Source organism: Curtobacterium sp. MCBD17_013 (assembly GCF_003234565.1).
Lineage (GTDB): Bacteria > Actinomycetota > Actinomycetes > Actinomycetales > Microbacteriaceae > Curtobacterium.
Genome location: NZ_QKTU01000013.1, coordinates 39,798 through 57,724 on the forward strand (window position 1 = coordinate 39,798; position 17,927 = coordinate 57,724).

Annotated in this window: 19 protein-coding genes; 16 read left to right on the forward strand and 3 right to left on the reverse strand. The window is 72.2% G+C overall.

What is annotated here, in order from left to right; all coding sequences use genetic code 11:
- The first annotated feature begins 17 nt into the window (after positions 1-17).
- From miaB to dapF, 3 genes are all read left to right on the forward strand, one after another.
- On the forward strand, positions 18-1,541 hold the full coding sequence (gene miaB / locus DEI81_RS12855) for a tRNA (N6-isopentenyl adenosine(37)-C2)-methylthiotransferase MiaB (RefSeq protein ID WP_111011120.1): 1,524 nt from the start codon (positions 18-20) through the stop codon (positions 1,539-1,541).
- A gap of 98 nt (positions 1,542-1,639) precedes the next feature.
- Positions 1,640-2,614 carry a tRNA (adenosine(37)-N6)-dimethylallyltransferase MiaA gene (miaA, locus tag DEI81_RS12860; RefSeq protein WP_111011121.1) on the forward strand — a complete coding sequence of 325 codons (975 nt, stop codon included), beginning with the start codon at positions 1,640-1,642 and terminating at the stop codon, positions 2,612-2,614.
- On the forward strand, positions 2,611-3,501 hold the full coding sequence (dapF, locus tag DEI81_RS12865) for a diaminopimelate epimerase (RefSeq protein WP_111011122.1): 891 nt from the start codon (positions 2,611-2,613) through the stop codon (positions 3,499-3,501). The genes miaA and dapF overlap by 4 nt, the downstream gene beginning before the upstream one ends.
- Before the next feature lie 29 nt (positions 3,502-3,530).
- Here dapF and DEI81_RS12870 read toward each other — a convergent pair whose 3' ends face one another.
- Positions 3,531-4,142, reverse strand: a complete 612-nt coding sequence (locus DEI81_RS12870; protein WP_111011123.1) for a class I SAM-dependent methyltransferase — start codon at positions 4,140-4,142, stop codon at positions 3,531-3,533.
- 59 nt (positions 4,143-4,201) lie between these two features.
- Between DEI81_RS12870 and hflX the strand changes: the two genes are divergently transcribed.
- Positions 4,202-5,749 carry a GTPase HflX gene (hflX, locus tag DEI81_RS12875; protein WP_181435419.1) on the forward strand — a complete coding sequence of 516 codons (1,548 nt, stop codon included), beginning with the start codon at positions 4,202-4,204 and terminating at the stop codon, positions 5,747-5,749.
- A 90-nt stretch (positions 5,750-5,839) separates the two neighbouring features.
- On the opposite strand, the gene lexA is transcribed toward hflX, so the two are convergent.
- Complete coding sequence (gene lexA / locus DEI81_RS12880) at positions 5,840-6,493, reverse strand: transcriptional repressor LexA (protein ID WP_111011124.1); 654 nt, start codon at positions 6,491-6,493, stop codon at positions 5,840-5,842.
- A gap of 255 nt (positions 6,494-6,748) precedes the next feature.
- Between lexA and DEI81_RS12885 the strand changes: the two genes are divergently transcribed.
- The 6 genes from DEI81_RS12885 to DEI81_RS12910 all read left to right on the forward strand — a co-directional run bounded on the left by DEI81_RS12885 (position 6,749) and on the right by DEI81_RS12910 (position 11,111).
- Positions 6,749-7,102, forward strand: coding sequence for a LysM peptidoglycan-binding domain-containing protein (locus DEI81_RS12885; RefSeq protein ID WP_258368719.1), 354 nt, complete (start codon positions 6,749-6,751; stop codon positions 7,100-7,102).
- A gap of 84 nt (positions 7,103-7,186) precedes the next feature.
- The gene (locus DEI81_RS12890; RefSeq protein ID WP_111011126.1) at positions 7,187-8,281 is read left to right on the forward strand and encodes a histidinol-phosphate transaminase; all 1,095 of its coding nucleotides are present in this window, start codon (positions 7,187-7,189) and stop codon (positions 8,279-8,281) included.
- A complete protein-coding gene (hisB, locus tag DEI81_RS12895) occupies positions 8,278-8,883 on the forward strand; it encodes an imidazoleglycerol-phosphate dehydratase HisB (RefSeq protein WP_111011127.1) in 606 nt (201 codons plus the stop codon). The genes DEI81_RS12890 and hisB overlap by 4 nt, the downstream gene beginning before the upstream one ends.
- Complete coding sequence (gene hisH / locus DEI81_RS12900) at positions 8,880-9,515, forward strand: imidazole glycerol phosphate synthase subunit HisH (protein WP_111011128.1); 636 nt, start codon at positions 8,880-8,882, stop codon at positions 9,513-9,515. Before hisB ends, hisH begins: the two co-directional genes overlap by 4 nt.
- Positions 9,516-9,536: 21 nt before the next feature.
- Positions 9,537-10,283, forward strand: a complete 747-nt coding sequence (priA, locus tag DEI81_RS12905) for a bifunctional 1-(5-phosphoribosyl)-5-((5-phosphoribosylamino)methylideneamino)imidazole-4-carboxamide isomerase/phosphoribosylanthranilate isomerase PriA (RefSeq protein ID WP_111011129.1) — start codon at positions 9,537-9,539, stop codon at positions 10,281-10,283.
- A gap of 72 nt (positions 10,284-10,355) precedes the next feature.
- A complete protein-coding gene (locus DEI81_RS12910) occupies positions 10,356-11,111 on the forward strand; it encodes an SseB family protein (RefSeq protein WP_111011147.1) in 756 nt (251 codons plus the stop codon).
- Positions 11,112-11,234: 123 nt separating this feature from the next.
- Here DEI81_RS12910 and DEI81_RS12915 read toward each other — a convergent pair whose 3' ends face one another.
- The gene (locus DEI81_RS12915; protein WP_111011148.1) at positions 11,235-11,582 is read right to left on the reverse strand and encodes a DUF1844 domain-containing protein; all 348 of its coding nucleotides are present in this window, start codon (positions 11,580-11,582) and stop codon (positions 11,235-11,237) included.
- Positions 11,583-11,906: 324 nt separating this feature from the next.
- On the opposite strand from DEI81_RS12915, the gene infC reads away from it, so the two are divergent.
- The 6 genes from infC to pheT all read left to right on the forward strand — a co-directional run bounded on the left by infC (position 11,907) and on the right by pheT (position 17,878).
- On the forward strand, positions 11,907-12,539 hold the full coding sequence (infC, locus tag DEI81_RS12920; RefSeq protein ID WP_111011149.1) for a translation initiation factor IF-3: 633 nt from the start codon (positions 11,907-11,909) through the stop codon (positions 12,537-12,539).
- Between the two features lie 88 nt (positions 12,540-12,627).
- Positions 12,628-12,822: a 50S ribosomal protein L35 gene (gene rpmI, locus DEI81_RS12925; protein WP_111011130.1), complete on the forward strand. Its 195-nt coding sequence runs from the start codon at positions 12,628-12,630 to the stop codon at positions 12,820-12,822.
- Between the two features lie 46 nt (positions 12,823-12,868).
- Complete coding sequence (gene rplT, locus DEI81_RS12930; protein WP_111011131.1) at positions 12,869-13,255, forward strand: 50S ribosomal protein L20; 387 nt, start codon at positions 12,869-12,871, stop codon at positions 13,253-13,255.
- 170 nt (positions 13,256-13,425) lie between these two features.
- Entirely contained in the window at positions 13,426-14,247 is an 822-nt protein-coding gene (locus DEI81_RS12935; protein WP_111011150.1) for an RNA methyltransferase, read from the forward strand.
- A gap of 98 nt (positions 14,248-14,345) precedes the next feature.
- Positions 14,346-15,386, forward strand: coding sequence for a phenylalanine--tRNA ligase subunit alpha (gene pheS / locus DEI81_RS12940; protein ID WP_111011132.1), 1,041 nt, complete (start codon positions 14,346-14,348; stop codon positions 15,384-15,386).
- Entirely contained in the window at positions 15,386-17,878 is a 2,493-nt protein-coding gene (gene pheT, locus DEI81_RS12945; protein WP_111011133.1) for a phenylalanine--tRNA ligase subunit beta, read from the forward strand. The genes pheS and pheT overlap by 1 nt, the downstream gene beginning before the upstream one ends.
- Positions 17,879-17,927 lie beyond the last annotated feature (49 nt).

Genomic DNA, 17,927 nt, shown 5'->3' on the forward strand with positions numbered 1-17,927 from the left:
CGTACACTGACAGCACCATGGCGACCACCACCGCAGCGCGCCCCCGCACCTACGAGGTCCGGACCTACGGGTGCCAGATGAACGTGCACGACTCGGAGCGTCTCAGCGGGTCACTCGAGGCGGCCGGGTACGTGCCGGCTGTGGACGAGCAGGCCGACGTCGTCGTGATCAACACCTGCGCGGTCCGCGAGAACGCGGACAACCGCCTGTACGGCAACCTCGGCCACCTGGCCGGGGTCAAGCGTGAGCACGAGGGGCTGCAGATCGCCGTCGGTGGGTGCCTGGCGCAGAAGGACAAGAACGTCATCCTCGAGAAGGCCCCGTGGGTCGACGTCGTGTTCGGCACCCACAACATGGGCTCGCTGCCCGCGATGCTCGAGCGCGCACGCCACAACGGCGAGGCGCAGGTCGAGATCCTCGAGGCGCTCGAGGTGTTCCCATCGACGCTGCCCACCAAGCGGGACTCCACGCACAGCGGGTGGGTGTCGATCTCCGTCGGCTGCAACAACACGTGCACGTTCTGCATCGTCCCGTCGCTCCGGGGCAAGGAGAAGGACCGCCGACCGGGCGACGTCCTGGCCGAGATCCAGGCGCTCGTGGACGACGGCGCGATCGAGGTCACATTGCTCGGCCAGAACGTCAACTCGTACGGCGTCGAGTTCGGCGACCGCCAGGCGTTCAGCAAACTCCTCCGCGCTGCCGGTTCGATCGAGGGGCTCGAGCGGGTCCGGTTCACCAGCCCGCACCCCGCCGCGTTCACCGACGACGTCATCGACGCCATGGCCGAGACGCCGAACGTGATGCCGCAGCTCCACATGCCGCTGCAGTCCGGCTCGGACCGCATCCTCCGGGCGATGCGGCGGAGCTACCGTAGCGACCGCTTCCTCGGGATCCTCGACCGGGTCCGCGCCCGCATCCCGCACGCGGCGATCTCGACCGACATCATCGTCGGTTTCCCCGGCGAGACCGAGGCCGACTTCCAGGACACGCTCCGGGTCGTCGAGCGTGCACGGTTCGCGTCGGCGTTCACGTTCCAGTACTCCATCCGCCCGGGGACGCCCGCGGCGACGATGGAGCAACAGGTGCCGAAGGAGGTCGTGCAGGACCGCTACGACCGACTCGTGGCGCTGCAGGACCGGATCGTCGCCGAGGAGAACGCACGGCAGGTCGGCCGAACGGTCGAGGTCCTCGTCGCGACGGGCGAGGGGCGGAAGGACGACGCGACGCACCGACTGAGCGGGCGGGCCGAGGACGCCCGTCTCGTGCACTTCGGTGTACCCGCCGGCTCGGAGGTCCCGCGCCCGGGCGACGTCGTGACGCTCGAGATCACGCGCGGCGCGCCCCGGTACCTCATCGCCGACACGAACGCGCCGCTGCGCGTCCGCCGCACCCGCGCGGGCGACGCGTGGGACCGCGCGCAGGCCGCCTCGTGTGGCGTGCCGGTCCGGGCCGACGCCGGTGTGGCGGACGCTGCGGTCGGGCCCCGGCCGGTGTCGCTCGGGCTGCCGACGCTGCGGGTCGGCGCGCCTTCCGGCCGCTGACGGTGCTCGGGACGCCTGCATCGTCGGGGACATCGGCATCGGCATCGGCATCGGCGTCGGCGTCGGCGTCGTCGGAGGCGCGGGCCAGCGATCCGGGCGTGGAGGGCCCGGACGTCATCGCGATCGTGGGTGCCACGGGCACCGGCAAGTCGGACCTGGCGCTCGGCATCGCCGAAGCACTCCGCCGAGACGGTCTCCCCGCCGAGATCGTGAACGCCGACGCGATGCAGCTGTACCGCGGGATGGACATCGGGACGGCCAAGGTCCCGATCGCCGCCCGACGCGGTGTGCCGCATCGACTGCTCGACGTGCTCGACGTGACCGACGAGGCGAGCGTCGCGGCGTACCAGCGTGACGCCCGGGCGGCGATCGACGCCGTGGTCGGGGCGGGCGCGCCGGTCGTGCTCGTCGGCGGGAGCGGCCTGTACGTGTCGAGCGTGCTCCACGACCTGTCCTTCCCCGCCACGGATCCGGAACTCCGCGCGGCGCTCGAGCGCGAGGCGGACGAGCACGGGGCGGCCGCACTGCTCGAACGACTGCGTGCCCTCGACCCTGCGGCGGCGGCAGCGGTCGACCCGCGGAACACCCGGCGTCTGGTGCGCGCCGTCGAGGTCGCGACGAACCGGGATCCGGTGCGCCCGCGCCTCCCGTCCGCACCGCGGCCGTGGCGACCGATGCGGGTGCTGCACCTGCAACGGCGGCGTGAGGTCCTCGTGCCGATGCTGCACGAGCGTGCCGCGAGGATGTTCGACGACGGCCTCGTCGACGAGGTCGCGGGGCTCGTCGACGTCGGCCTGGAGGCCGGACGGACGGCCCGCGCGGCGATCGGCTACGCGCAGGCTCTCGACGTGCTGCACGGCCGCTCGGACCTCGAGGGCGCCGTGACGTCGACCGCGGTCGCGACGCGGCAGTACGCCCGCCGACAGGTTTCCTGGTTCCGGCGGCTGCGCGAGGCGGAGTCGCTCGACGTGACCGGAGCGGGCCACGACGACCTCGAGCGGGTGGCCGTCGCCGTGGCTGCCGACCGCGGCCGCGGGGACGCGTCCGAGGCCCTCGCTAGGATCGGGGCGTGACCGAACTCCACTTCACCAAGGGCCACGGCACGGGCAACGACTTCGTGCTGTTCGCCGACCCGGACGCGACAGTGGACCTGACCCCGGAGCGCATCCGTGCCATCGCCGATCGTCGCTTCGGCGTGGGTGCCGACGGCGTGATCCGCGCGGTCAGGACGGCCGCGGTGCCGGACGGCCGATCGATCGCCGGCGTCGCTCCCGAGGCCGAGTGGTTCATGGACTACCACAACGCCGACGGCAGCGTCGCCGAGATGTGCGGCAACGGCGTGCGGGTGTTCGCGCGCTACCTGACCGACGCCGGACTGGTCGACCTCGCGCCGGGCGAGACCCTGGCGATCGGGACGCGGAAGGGCGTGGTCGACCTGCAGCGGTCGACCAACGGGTTCTCGGCCGACCTCGGACGATGGGGGCTCGGCATCGCCGGTCTCGACGGCGACGAGGTCCTCGTCCGCGCCCGCAACCTCGACGGCGCGCGCCCGGGCCTCCCGATCGACGTCGGCAACCCGCACGTCGTCGTCGCCGTGGCGACGGACGACGAACTCGCGGGGCTCGACCTGACCTACGTGCCGGTCCTCGAGCCGGCACCGCCCGCGGGCGCGAACGTCGAGTTCGTCCTGCCCGGCGATCCGCTCGTGCGCGACGGCGTCGGCCACATCACGATGCGCGTCCACGAGCGCGGCAGTGGCGAGACCCTGTCGTGCGGCACGGGGGCCGTCGCGGCGGCCCTGGCGGTCCGCCACTGGGCCGGTCCGCAGGCGCCGGACACCTGGCGGGTCCGCGTGCCCGGCGGCGTCCTGACGGTCCGGATGGCCGCTGCGGAGGACGGCGAGCACGTCGCGCTGAGCGGTCCCGCCGACCTGGTGTTCGAGGGCGACCTCACCGTCTGACGGCCGGTGCCATGACGCACCCGCCGCGATCAGCGTGTCCGGTGCACCCGGATGACGCGGTACCCGCGGTCGGTCGTCGCGCGCGTGACCACGAGGTCGGTGTCGAGCGTCTCGGCCAGCCACCGCTGCAGCGAGTCGCCGCCCAGGTTCTTGGCCACCACGAGCCAGGCGTCCCCACCCGGTTCCAGGCGCGGGAGCCACGTGAGCAGGATCGAGTGGAGCTCGTCCTTGCCCACCCGGATCGGGGGGTTCGACCAGATGGTGGCGAACCGGAGGTCCTCCGGCACCGCCTCCGGCAGACGCACCGTGACGTTCCGGGCACCGGCCGTCGCCGCGTTCGCCCGAGCCAGGTCGAGCACACGCTCGTTGACGTCGACGCCCCAGACCTCGGCCTCGGGCGCCTGCAGCGCCATGGCGATGCTGAGCGGACCCCACCCGCACCCGACGTCGAGGAGCGCCCCGGTCGCGGGCGGTGGCGGCACGCTCTGCAGCAACACCCGCGTGCCCGCGTCGAGCCGGTCCGGGCTGAAGACGCCCGCGGCGGTGGCGAGGGTGAGCGTCCTCCCGGCCAGGGTGACCGTGATGCGCCGCGGTCGGGCGTCGCTCTCCGGCTGGGCCGAGAAGTAGTGCTCGTTCGCCATGGATGAACCGTACCGGCATCTCCGTGTGTCGCCGGGTGCCCGGAGGTAGCCTGTGGACGATGACGGAGCAGGACGACATGGTCGAGGGTGTCCTCGAGGAGCAGCAGCACGACGGTGTGGTCGAGCGGGTGTTGCGGAACGCCGAGAGCAGGACGACCCCGGCGGTGTTCGCGCCGGCGCAGGCGATCCAGACCACCGACGCCGAGGTCGTGGGGTGGCAGGGCGACGGCGAACAGTACGACCGTGAGGACCGCGCCGCGCTGCGTCGCGTGTCCGGTCTGTCCACCGAGCTCGAGGACGTCACCGAGGTCGAGTACCGGCAGCTGCGGCTCGAGCGCGTCGTCCTCATCGGCGTGTACGCGCAGGGTGACGCCCAGGACGCCGAGAACTCGATCCGTGAGCTCGCTGCCCTCGCGGAGACGGCGGGCGCGGTCGTGCTCGACGGTCTGCTCCAGCGCCGCCCGCACCCGGACCCGAGCACGTACCTCGGTCGCGGCAAGGCCGAGGAACTCGCGATGGTCGTCAAGGCGACGGGCGCGGACACCGTCATCGCCGACACGGAACTCGCGCCGAGCCAACGCCGTGCGCTCGAGGACGTCGTCAAGGTGAAGGTCATCGACCGCACCGCCGTCATCCTCGACATCTTCAGCCAGCACGCCAAGAGCCGCGAGGGCAAGGCACAGGTCGAACTCGCGCAGCTCGAGTACCTGCTCCCGCGCCTCCGTGGTTGGGGTGAGTCGATGTCCCGTCAGGCGGGTGGCCAGGTCGGCAGCGCGGGCGCCGGCATGGGGTCCCGTGGTCCCGGTGAGACCAAGATCGAGCTCGATCGGCGTCGCATCCACACCCGGATGGCCCGGCTGCGTCGACAGATCGCGGGGTTCGCCCCGGCGCGCGAGGCGAAGCGCGCCGAGCGGCACCGCAACGAGGTGCCGAGCGTCGCCATCGCGGGGTACACGAACGCCGGCAAGTCGAGCCTGCTCAACCGCCTGACCTCCGCGGGCGTCCTCGTGCAGAACCAGCTCTTCGCCACCCTGGACGCGACCGTCCGTCGGACCGAGACCGGGGGCGGCCGCCCGTTCACGTTCGTCGACACGGTCGGGTTCGTCCGGAACCTGCCGCACCAGCTCGTCGAGGCCTTCCGGTCCACGCTCGAGGAGGTCGGTGAGGCCGACGTCGTGCTGCACGTGGTCGACGGCTCCCACCCCGACCCGGGCGCGCAGCTGAGCACCGTCCGCGACGTCATCGCCGACGTCGGTGCCCGGGACGTGCCCGAGGTGGTCGCGTTCAACAAGGCCGATCTCGTCGACGCCGACCAGCGTCTCGTCCTCCGCGGCCTCGTACCGGACGCCGTCTTCGTGTCCGCGCGGACCGGCGAGGGGATCCCCGAGCTGCTCGCCGCGATCGAGGCGCGTCTGCCGGAGCCCGACGTCGAGCTGACGATCGTGGTCCCGTACGACCGAGGCGACCTCGTGTCCCGGCTGCACGACGAGGGCGCGGTGGAGCAGACCGAGTACCTGGTCGACGGCACCCGCCTGGACGTCCGCGTCTTCGCGCGCCAGGTCAGCGAGCTCGCGCCGTTCGTGGTCGCGCCGGTCCACTCCGCCTGAGCGGGGCGTCGCGGCTGGGAGGCCCGAAACCGGCCCGGCGCACCACCGTGCCGTTCCGCGTCCAGCGGACGGACCCGGGTGTGCGCGACGTCACACGGAGCGCAGGACCGCCACGACGCGTCCGAGCACCGTGGCCGCGTCGCCGAGGATCGGCTCGAACGCGGTGTTCCGCGGGAGCAGCCAGGTGTGGCCGTCGCGCTGGCGGAACACCTTGACCGTCGCCTCCTCGTCGAGCATCGCGGCGACGATCTCGCCGTTCTCGGCGGTCTGCTGGCTCCGCACGACGACCCAGTCGCCGTCGCAGATCGCGGCGTCGACCATGGAGTCCCCGACCACGCGGAGCATGAACAGGTCACCGGTCCCGACCAGCTGACGGGGGAGCGGGACGATCTCGTCGACGTGCTGTTCGGCCGTGATCGGGATACCGGCGGCGATCCGGCCGACGAGGGGAACGAGCGTCGTCGCGTCGATGTCCGGGCCGTCCTCCGGTCGGGGCTCGTCCACGAGGACCTCGAGCGCGCGCGGTCGGTTCGGATCGCGGCGGATCCAGCCGCCGAGCTCGAGCTGACCGAGCTGGTGCGTGACGCTCGACAGCGAGGAGAGGCCGACCGCGTCACCGATCTCGCGCATGCTCGGCGGGTACCCGCGGTTCGCGATCGAGGAGCGGATGGCGTCGAGGATCGCCTGCTGCTTCGGGGTCAGGGGCTTCTGGGTGCGCATCTCGCGTGGTGCGTCGTCTGCCATGTGCGTCGTGCTCCCCGGTCCGGCCAGTGGTCGTCGCCCCGTCCGACGGGAATGTCGGTGGTTCCCGCCAGGCTGGCTCCAGTCGATCGAAACTGTATCCGCCAGGACCAGGCGCGCCAAACACCTGTTCGAGCGTGTCGTCGATACGACACCCCGTTCAGCATCAGTAGGACTTGCGTGCGCTTCGGATCGAACGTATGTTCGGTACAAGTCTTCGGACCACCGAGGCGACCCATGTACGAGGAAGGCGTCAGCATGAGCACCATCAGCAGCACATCCGCCGGTACGGTCCGTCCCCGGCTCCGGATCACTCGGCGGGGCCGGGTCGTCCTCACCACCGTCAGTGCACTCCCCGTGTTGCTCGTGGTCGCCCTCGCCGCCCTCAACGGTGGGCAGGCCGCAGCGGGGGACCACGCGGCGCACGTGCACTTCACGACGGTGACGATCCAGCCGGGCGAGTCCCTGTGGCAACTCGCGCAGGACGAAGCCCCGAACGTCGACCCGCGCGACTTCGTGCAGGACGTCGTCGACCTCAACAACCTCCCGAGCGCCGCCGTCCAGGCGGGCGAGAAGCTCGCCATCCCGACGCAGTACACGACGGGCTCCTGATCGGCCTCCCGGACGGGGTGACGCCGTCGTCATCCCGTCCGGCTGGTCGGTCCGCGTTGACTGCCGCCGCCCTACGATGGTCCGGTGGCGATCACCCTGGACGACCTCCCCATCCGTGACGACCTCCGTGGTCAGACCCCGTACGGGGCGCCGCAGAAGCACGTCCGCGTCCAGCTGAACGTCAACGAGAACACGCATCCCGTGCCGCCCGAGGTCGCCGAGGACATCCTCGCCTCGATCGGCGCGGCGCTCGCCACGGTGAACCGCTACCCGGACCGCGAGTTCACCGCGCTGCGCTCGTCGCTCGCCTCGTACCTCGGGCACGGCCTCGCGCCGGAACACGTCTGGGCTGCGAACGGTTCGAACGAGGTCATCCAGCAGCTCTTGCAGGCGTTCGGTGGTCCCGGGCGGTCCGTCCTCGGGTTCCCGCCCACCTACTCGATGCACTCCATCATCGCCTCGGGTACCGGTACCCGGTGGATCCCCGCGCAGCGGGACGCCGAGTTCGGCATCAGCCCGGCGACGGCGGTCGCGGCGGTGCGCGAGCACCGCCCCGACATCGTCTTCTTCTGTGGTCCGAACAACCCGACGGGCACGCCGCTGTCGCTCGACACCGTGGCCGAGGCCTACGACGCGACGGACGGCATCGTCATGGTGGACGAGGCCTACGCGGAGTTCATGCCGAAGGACCACCCCTCGGCCCTGACCCTGCTGCCCGGGCGGGAACGGCTCGTCGTGTCGCGGACGATGAGCAAGGCGTTCGCCTTCGCGGGCGCGCGAGTCGGCTACCTGGCGGCCGATCCCGCGGTGGTCGACGCGCTCCGCCTCGTCCGGCTGCCGTACCACCTGTCGGCCCTGACGCAGGCCGCCGCGGTCGCCGCGCTGCGGCACGCGCCGGAGATGCTCCGGATGGTCGACGACATCGTGGTCCAGCGCGACCGGATGGTCCGCGAGCTCGGGGACATGGGCTTCCGCCCCTACGAGACCTGGTCCAACTTCGTGCTCTTCGGCGGCGTGGCGGAACCCCGCCGCGTGTTCGAGGAACTCCTCGAGCGTGACGTCATCGTCCGCGACCTCGGGATCCCCGAGCACCTGCGGGTCAGTGCCGGGACGGCCGACGAGACCTCGGCGTTCCTCACGGCGATGCGCGAGATCGACCCCGTTAGGGTTGGAGCATGACCGGCTCGCGCACCGCTTCGATCACCCGCGTGACGAGCGAGTCGAGTGTCACGTTGTCGCTCGACCTCGACGGCACCGGTCGTTCCTCGATCTCGACGTCGGTCCCGTTCTACGACCACATGCTCACCGCGTTCGCGAAACACTCGCTCATCGACCTCCAGGTCGAGGCGTCGGGTGACACCGACATCGACGCGCACCACACCGTCGAGGACACCGGCATCGTCCTCGGACAGGCGCTGCGGCAGGCGCTCGGCGACCGCGCCGGGATCGGGCGGTACGGCGATGCGCTCGTGCCCCTGGACGAGGCGCTCGCCCAGGCCGTGGTCGACGTCTCGGGTCGTCCCTACCTCGTCCACACGGGGGAGCCCGAGGGCTTCGCGTTGCACCGCATCGGCGGCCACTTCACCGGCTCGCTCGTCCGGCACGTGTTCGAGGCCGTGACGATGCACGCCGGTCTCACCGTGCACGTCCGGGTCCTCGCGGGCCGTGACCCGCACCACATCGCCGAGGCCGAGTTCAAGGCGTTCGCGCGGGCACTGCGTGCGGCGGTCCAGCCGGACCCGCGGGTGGAGGGCATCCCGTCCACGAAGGGTTCGCTGTGAGCGCTCGTCCGGACGTCGTCGTGCTCGACTACGGGTCGGGCAACATCCACTCGGCCGCCAAGGCGCTCGAGCGGGCGGGGGCGGACGTCACGGTCACGGCGGACCGCCAGGCGGCGCTCGCGGCCGACGGGCTCGTCGTCCCTGGGGTCGGCGCGTTCCGAGCGGTGATGGACCAGCTCGACACCGTGCGGGGCGGCGACCTCGTCGACCGACGGCTCGCCGGGGGCAAGCCGGTGCTCGGCGTGTGCGTCGGCATGCAGGTGATGTTCGAGCGGGGCGTCGAGCGCGGGTCCGATGTGCCGGGACTCGGGCAGTGGCCGGGGACGATCCACCAGTTGCGCGCGGAGGTCCTGCCGCACATGGGATGGAACACCGTGCAGCCGCCCGCCGACTCCGTGCTCTTCGACGGTCTGAGCGGCGAGCGGTTCTACTTCGTCCACTCCTACGGCGCGACGTCCCTCGACATCGACGCACAGCCGCCGTTCCCCGCCCCGAAGGTGACGTGGGCGGAGCACGGCGAGCGCTTCGTCGCGGCGGTCGAGAACGGTGCGCTCGCAGCGACCCAGTTCCACCCGGAGAAGTCGGGCGAGCCGGGCATCGCGCTGCTCCGGAACTGGCTCCGGACCCTCTGACCCTCCGAACCCGGGAACACCATGAGCGATTCCTCCACCACACCGGCCCTCGTCCTGCTGCCCGCGGTCGACATCGTCGACGGCACGGCCGTCCGGCTGACCCGGGGCGAAGCCGGCAGCGAGACCGGGTACGGCGACCCCGTCGACGCCGCCGCCGCGTGGCGCGGGCAGGGCGCCGAGTGGATCCACCTCGTCGACCTCGACGCGGCGTTCGGTCGTGGCGACAACCGCGATGTGATCGGGCGCGTCATCGCCGCGGTCGACGGCGTGTCGGTCGAGCTGTCCGGAGGCATCCGTGACGACGCCTCGCTCGAGGCGGCGCTCGCGACGGGAGCGGCCCGGGTCAATCTCGGCACAGCGGCGCTCGAGCACCCGGAGTGGGCCGCTCGCGTGATCGGCGAGCACGGGGAGCGCATCGCCGTGGGCCTCGACGTCCGCGGGACGACCCTCGCCTCCCGTGGGTGGACCGAGGACGCGGGCGACCTGTTCACCGTCCTCGCGCGGCTCGAGGACGCCGGGTGTGCCCGCTACGTCGTGACGGACGTGACGAAGGACGGCACGCTGCAGGGGCCGAACGTCGACCTCCTGCGGCAGGTCCTCGAGCGCACCGAACGACCTGTGGTCGCCTCGGGCGGTGTCTCGGCGCTCGAGGACCTCCGATCGCTCCGCGAACTCGTGCCCCTGGGGCTCGAGGGCGCGATCATCGGCAAGGCGCTGTACTCCGGTGCGTTCACCCTGCCCGCGGCGCTCGAGGTCGCGGGGGAGTAGGGCGTGGCCGCCGACCATCACGACCACGCCGGTCACCACCACGGTGGCGACGGCACATCCGCGTCCTCCGGCATGGCGGCCGACAGCGCGGGTCTCCCGTGGGCGGGCCGCACGTTCCAGGCGCACGACACGACGTTCGCGGGCGACGACGGCACGGCCGACCCGGCGCTGTCCGCAGCGCTCGAGGGCGTCCGGGCGGGGACGGGCTCGCACGTCACGGTGCTCGACGCGCTCCGCGGCGCCCGGTTGCTCGTGCCGCTCGTGGCCCACGCCGGTGACGTCGGGGTGGGACCGGACGGCCGCCCGGTGGACAAGACGCAGGAGCTCTCGATCGTCACGGTGGCGGGGCCGGACGGGCGCCGCGTGATGCCGGCGTTCACCTCGGTCGACGCCATGCGGTCGTGGGAGCCGCGAGCTCGACCCGTCCCGGTCGAGTCCCGCCGCGTCGCGCTCGCGGCGGCGAGTGAGGGCACGGAGCTCATCGTGCTCGACCCGACGGCGCCGACGGAGTTCGTCGTGCGCCGTCCGGCCGTGTGGGCGCTGGGACAGGACGTCCCCTGGGTTCCCAGCTACGCGGACCCGCTCGTCGGCGAGGCCTTCGTCGCGTCGTTCGCCGACGAGCCCGACGTCGTCCGGGTGGAATTGGCCCCTGGTGACGCCGGTGGCCGCTTCGCGGGCCCCGAACTCATCGTCGGTCTCGTGCTCGTACCCGGTCTGGATGCGGAGGCGGTGCGCGGACTCGTGTCGCGCCTCCAGGCCCGCTGGTCGGCGGACCGGTTCATCACCGAGCACGTCGACAGCCTCGGCGTCGCGCTCCGGGCGGCCTGAGCGGAGCGCTGGGCCGTCGGGCGGAGCGCTGGGCGGTCGGGGCGGAGCGCTGGGTCGTCCGGCCGGAGCGCGCGGGGTCGCGTGAGCGGACCGTGGCGCGCTGGTCGACCGGCCCGCGGCGCCCTAGTTGACCGGCCCGGTGTACTTCTCGCCCGGTCCCTGCCCCGGTGCATCGGGGATGCTCGACGCCTCGCGGAAGGCGAGCTGCACGCTCCGGAGGCCGTCACGGAGTGGACGGGCGTGGTGGTCGCCGATCTCCGGGGCGGCAGCCGTGACCAGCCCGGCCAGGGCCGTGATCAGCTTCCGCGCCTCGTCGAGGTCCGTCTGCGAGTCCGGGTCGTCCGCGAGCCCGACCTTGACGGCGGCCGCGCTGAGCAGGTGGATGCTGACGGTGTTGATGAGTTCGACCGCGGGGACCTCCGCGATGTCCCGGGCGGCACCGCCCTCCTCGGGTGACTCGTCCGTCGCGATGGGCTGGGCCTCGTCCGGGCTGTTGGTCACGGTGCTCCTCTGCTAGACTCTGAGCGGCAGTTGCTGTCCACGTGCTCACGCACCGGCAGCAGCGCGAACAAGAGGAGTCTCTCCCACCCGCGACCGCGCACCACAGGTTACCGGGTCACAACCGCTCCGCCGACGGTGGCGTCCTGTCCGACAGGGCGTCCCGACGGTCGTCCGGCCCCACGGGCCGGGGTCGGGCGGGTACCACGGGTCGATCCGTGCGTACGAACTCCTCGCATCGCGTGCCCCGTCCCGGCCGAACCGCCGGACGGAGACCACTTCACGAAGGAGTTCCGCATCAGCGATCCCCGTACCAACGACCGAATCCGTGTCACCGAGGTCCGACTCGTCGGCCCTGGTGGTGAGCAGGTCGGCGTTGTCCCCATCGCCGTCGCCCTCCGCCTCGCGCAAGAGGCAGAGCTGGATCTGGTCGAGGTTGCTCCGAACTCGAAGCCGCCCGTGGCCAAGATCATGGACTACGGCAAGTTCAAGTACGAAGCCGCGCAGAAGGCCAAGGAGGCCCGGCGCAACCAGGCGAACACGATCCTCAAAGAGGTCCGGTTCCGTCTGAAGATCGACGCACACGACTACGAGACCAAGCGCAAGCGCGCCGAGGGGTTCCTCGCGGCGGGTGACAAGGTGAAGGCCATGATCCTCTTCCGCGGCCGTGAGCAGTCGCGTCCGGAGCAGGGCGTGCGTCTCCTCCAGCGCTTCGCCGAGGACATCGCGGAGTACGGCGTCGTCGAGTCGCGACCGACCCAGGACGGCCGCAACATGACGATGGTGATCTCGCCGCTCAAGAACAAGTCGGACGCCAAGGCCGAGTCGAACGCCAAGAAGGCCGCCGTCCGCGCCGCCAACCGCGCGCAGTCGAACCCCGAGGGCGCGAAGGCAGCCGCCGAGGCCGAGGCGCCGAGCGCCGCCGAGTAACACCGCTCCGAGCACCACCCGGGCCGTCCGGCCCCGTCGCAGCGCTGCGGCACCACGACCCCCACACCCCGTACGGAAAGGCACCCACATGCCCAAGCAGAAGACCCACTCCGGGTCCAAGAAGCGCTTCAAGATCACCGGCTCCGGCAAGATCATGAAGCAGCAGGCTGGTATGCGTCACAACCTCGAGGTCAAGGCCGCCAAGCGCAAGGCCCGCCTCAACGAGGACCAGGTCCTCGCGAAGGCCGACGTCAAGGCCGTCAAGAAGCTCCTCGGCCACTGATCGGCCCTCGCCGACCATCGCCGACCCGGAACGTTAGGAAACCACCATGGCAAGAGTGAAGAGGGCGGTCAACGCCGCCAAGAAGCGTCGCGTCGTTCTCGAGCGCGCCGAGGGCTACCGCGGTCAGCGGTCGCGCCTGTACCGCAAGGCGAAGGAGCAGGTCACCCACTCCCTCGTCTACGCGTACCGCGACCGCCGCGCCAAGAAGGGCGAGTTCCGTCGCCTCTGGATCCAGCGCATCAACGCCGCGTCGCGCGCGAACGGGCTGACCTACAACCGCCTCATCCAGGGCCTCGGGCTCGCGGGTGTCGAGGTCGACCGCCGCATCCTCGCCGACCTCGCGGTCAACAACCCGGAGACCTTCGCGGCGCTCGTCGAGACCGCCAAGAACGCGCTCCCGGCGGACACGTCCGCGCCGAAGGCCGCTGCCTGAGCCATCGCGCACCCGAGCGGGCCCGACCACGTCACGTGGTCGGGCCCGCTCGCTGTCCCGGGGGCGGTCGGGAGGTCCGGTGCGGGCCCGACCCGCGCCTCGCGGCCCGCGGCGCACGCGGCTCGGACGGGCGTGACGGCCGTCCCTGCCACACTGGGCGGGTGACCGAACTGCTCGACAACCCCCGCTCCTCCCGCGTCCGGACGGTCGCACAGCTGTCCCGCAAGGAGGTCCGCGCCGAGACGCGGCGCTTCCTGCTCGAGGGGCCCCAGGCCGTGTCCGAGGCCCTGCGCTTCCGGCCCGAGCTGCTCCACGACCTGTTCGCGACCCCCACGGCTCTCGAGCGCCATCCGGAGCTCGGCGAGGCCGCGGCGGCCGCCGACCTCCCGGTCGTGTTCGTGACGGAGCAGGTCCTCGAGGCGATGGCCGACACCGTCACGCCGCAGGGTGTGGTCGCCGTGTGCGAGCAGTTCCCGACGTCGGTCAAGGACGTCTTCCGGCCGGGCGCCGGCGAGGACGCGGGTCTGCCCGGTCTCGTGGCGATCCTCGAACAGGTGCGCGATCCGGGCAACGCGGGCACGATCATCCGTGCCGCGGACGCCGCGGGCGCGCAGGCCGTCGTGATGACCGGTCGGAGCGTCGACCCCTACAACCCCAAGGTGGTGCGGTCGACGACGGGGTCGCTGTTCCACGTCCCCGTGTCCGTCGGTGTCGAGCTGGCCTCGGCGGTGGACCGAGCACGCGCCGCGGGCTACACCGTGCTCGCGGCGGACGTGTCGGGCGATGAACTCCCGGTGGTGCGGAGCGACGGCATGCTCGACGGTCCGACCGCCTGGGTGTTCGGCAACGAGGCCCGCGGACTCACCGCCGCGGACCTGGCCCTCGTCGACCGCGCGGTCCGGGTGCCCATCTACGGCCAGGCGGAGTCGATGAACCTCGCGACGGCGGCGTCGGTCTGTCTGTACGAGAGCGCGTTCGCGCACCGGTCCTGACCGCTGGTGGTCCTCCACCGTCCGGCAGCCCATGCCGCTGTCCACGGTCCGGACGGTGTACCGGGAGGCCCGACGCCTGCCCGGTAGGCTTGCGTACCGTGTCAGAACCACTCGAGATCAGCGAGCCGGCGGTCGCCGCTGCCGTGGAGTCGGCACTCGTCGCCGTCCGCGCCGCGACGACGGTCGCGGAGCTCAAGCACGCCCGCGCCGAACACACCGGCGAGCAGTCGGTGCTCGCGCGGCTCAACGCGTCCATGCGGACGGTGCCGAAGGAGCAGAAGGCCGAGGCCGGCAAGCTCGTCGGCCAGGCGCGGGCCCGGGTGAACCAGGCGATCGCCGAGCAAGAGGCCGTCCTCGCCGTGGCCGAGGAGCGCGCCCGCCTCGAGTCGGAGCGGGTCGACGTCACGGCGCTGCCGGTGCGCCACCAGCCCGGCGCGCGACACCCGCTGTCGTTGCTGCAGGAGACGATCGCGGACATCTTCGTCGGCATGGGGTGGGAGGTCGCCGAGGGCCCCGAGCTCGAGCACGAGTGGTTCAACTTCGACGCCCTCAACTTCGACCAGGACCACCCCGCTCGCGCGATGCAGGACACGCTGTTCGTCGAGCCGGTCGAGCGGCACCTGCTCATGCGCACGCACACGTCGCCCGTCCAGGTCCGATCGCTCCTGGGGCGCGGTGTGCCGCTGTACGTCATCGCGCCCGGACGCGTGTACCGGTCGGACGAACTCGACGCGACGCACACGCCCGTCTTCACCCAGGTCGAGGGCATCGCTGTCGACCGGGGACTGACCATGGCGCACCTGCGCGGCACGCTCGAGCACTTCGCGCGGCAGATGTTCGGCGCCGACGCCCAGATCCGGCTCCGGCCCAACTACTTCCCGTTCACCGAGCCCTCCGCCGAGATGGACGTCTGGCAGCCGAACGCCAAGGGCGGCGCGCGCTGGGTCGAGTGGGGTGGGTGCGGCATGGTCAACCCGAACGTGCTCCGCTCGGCCGGCATCGACCCGTCCGAGTACCAGGGCTTCGCGTTCGGCATGGGGATCGAGCGGACGCTGCAGTTCCGCAACGACCTCAACGACATGCGTGACATGGTCGAGGGCGACATCCGCTTCTCGCAGCAGTTCGGAACGGTGGTCTGATGCGCGTCCCACTCCGATGGCTCGGTGAGTCCGTCGACCTCCCCGAGGACGCGACCCTCGAGCACGTCCACGCCGCCCTCGTGTCGGTCGGGTTCGAAGAAGAGGCCGAGCACGCGTTCGACCTGACGGGGCCGATCGTCGTCGGCCGAGTCCTCGAACGCGTGCCGGAGCCGCAGAAGAACGGCAAGACGATCAACTGGTGCCAGGTCGACGTGGGCGAACCGGAACCGCGGGGCATCGTCTGCGGCGCGCACAACTTCGACGTCGGTGACCTCGTGGTCGTCACGCTGCCTGGTGCCGTGCTGCCCGGTCCGTTCCCGATCGCCGCCCGGAAGACGTACGGACACGTGTCCGACGGCATGATCGCCTCCGCCCGCGAGCTCGGCCTCGGCGAGGACCACGACGGCATCCTCCGCTTCGCGGACCTCGGCATGGAGCCCGAGGTCGGCGCGGACGCCATCGCGCTCCTCGGGCTCGACGACGCCGCGGTCGAGATCAACGTCACCCCCGACCGCGGGTACGCGTTCAGCATCCGTGGCGTGGCGCGCGAGTACGCCCACGCCACGGGGGCGACCTTCCACGACCCCGCCGAGCGTCCGGCTCCGCGGTCGGGTGACGGCTTCGCGGTCACCATCGCGGACGACGCACCGATCCGCGGCAACGTGGGCGCCCGGACCTTCGTGACGCGCGTGGTCCGCGGCATCGACCCGACCCGCCCGACGCCCGCCTGGATGATCGCGCGGCTCCGACTCGTCGGCGTCCGGAGCATCTCGCTGCCCGTGGACATCACGAACTACGTGATGTTCGAACTCGGCCAGCCCCTGCACGGCTACGACCTCGGCGCGCTGCAGGGCGGGCTCACCGTCCGCCGCGCGACGCCGGGCGAGACCCTCGTGACCCTGGACGACGTCGAACGCCGACTCGACCCCGAGGACCTTGTCATCGCCGATGACGCCGGCCCGGTCGGGCTCGCGGGCGTCATGGGCGGCGCGCGAACCGAGATCGGAACGGGGACGACCGATGTCCTCATCGAGGCCGCCGGATTCGATCCGGTGTCCATCGCTCGGTCGGCCCGTCGGCACAAGCTCCCGAGCGAGGCCTCGAAGCGGTTCGAGCGGGGTGTGGACCCCCTCGTGGCCGAGGCTGCGGCGGCCCGCGCCGTCGAGCTCCTCGTCGAGCTCGCGGGTGGCACCGCGGACGACCTCGGATCGACGCTCGTCGATCGCTCGCCCCGCCCGGCGGTGTCGATGCGTCTCGATGCGCCCGAGTCCGTCGTCGGCGTGGCCTACACCGAGGCCGAGGTCGTCGAGACCCTCCGGTCCGTCGGCGCCGAGGTCACGACCGACGCGGACCTGCTCACGGTCACGCCGCCGTCGTGGCGGCCGGACCTCGTCGACGACGTCTCGCTGATCGAGGAGGTCGCGCGCATCGTCGGCTACGCGCGGATCCCGAGCGTGCTGCCGGTCGCGCCGCCCGGACGTGGCCTCAGCCGTGCCCAGCGTGCCCGTCGCCGCGTCGTCGCGGCACTCGCGGCCCAGGGCCTGGTCGAGGTCGTGACGGCCCCGTTCGTCTCCACGGCGACGGCCGATGCGTTCCCCGGGATCGACGCGGCCGGCGGTCCGAGCGTCGCACTGGCGAACCCGCTCGACAGCGAGCTGCACCTGCTCCGTCGTTCCGGTCTGCCCGGGCTCGTCGACATCGCCCGTCGCAACACGGCGCGTGGCCTCGTCGACGTCGCGGTGTTCGAGGCGGCCTCCGTGTTCCTGCCCGCCGTGGGGGCCGAACTCGGCACGACGACGATCCCGCGCGGTGCGGAGCGTCCCGACGACGCCACCCTCGCCGCGATGACCGCGTCGCTCCCGGCGCAGCCCACCCACGTGTCGGCCCTGCTGACGGGGTCGCGGCTCCTCAAGCAGCCCGGTGTGGCGGCCGAACCGTACGGCGTCGCCGACGCGCTCGACGTGGCGCGGACGGTCGCGTGGGCGGTCGGTGCCGAGCTGACCGTCGCGCAGACGGAACACCCGTCGATGCATCCCGGCCGTGCGGCCCTGGTGTCGGTCGGCGATCACCCCGTCGGCGTGGTCGGCGAGCTCCTCCCGTCGACGACGGCCGACGCCGACCTGCCGCGCGTGGTCGCGGTCGTCGAACTCGACCTCGACGCCCTCGTGGCTGCTGCCCCCGCCGCCGTCCTGCCCGAGGCGATCGTCTCCTACCCCGCGGCGACGCAGGACCTGTCCCTCGTGGTCGACGTGGATGTGCCGGCGGGCGCGGTGCTCGACGCCGTGCGCGATGGCGCCGGTCCGCTGCTGGAGTATGCTCGCCTCGTGGACGACTACCGGGGCGCCGGCGTGACGGAGGGACAGAAGTCCCTGACCTTCGCGCTGCGGTTCCGCGCCACGGACCGCACGCTGACCGCCGCCGAGGCCACCGAGGCCCGAGACGGCGCCGTCCGACGTGCCGGCGAGCGATTCGGGGCGACCCTGCGCGACTGATCCACTCGGGATCAGCCTCGCCCGGGGTCGCCGCCTCCGACTCCCTCGA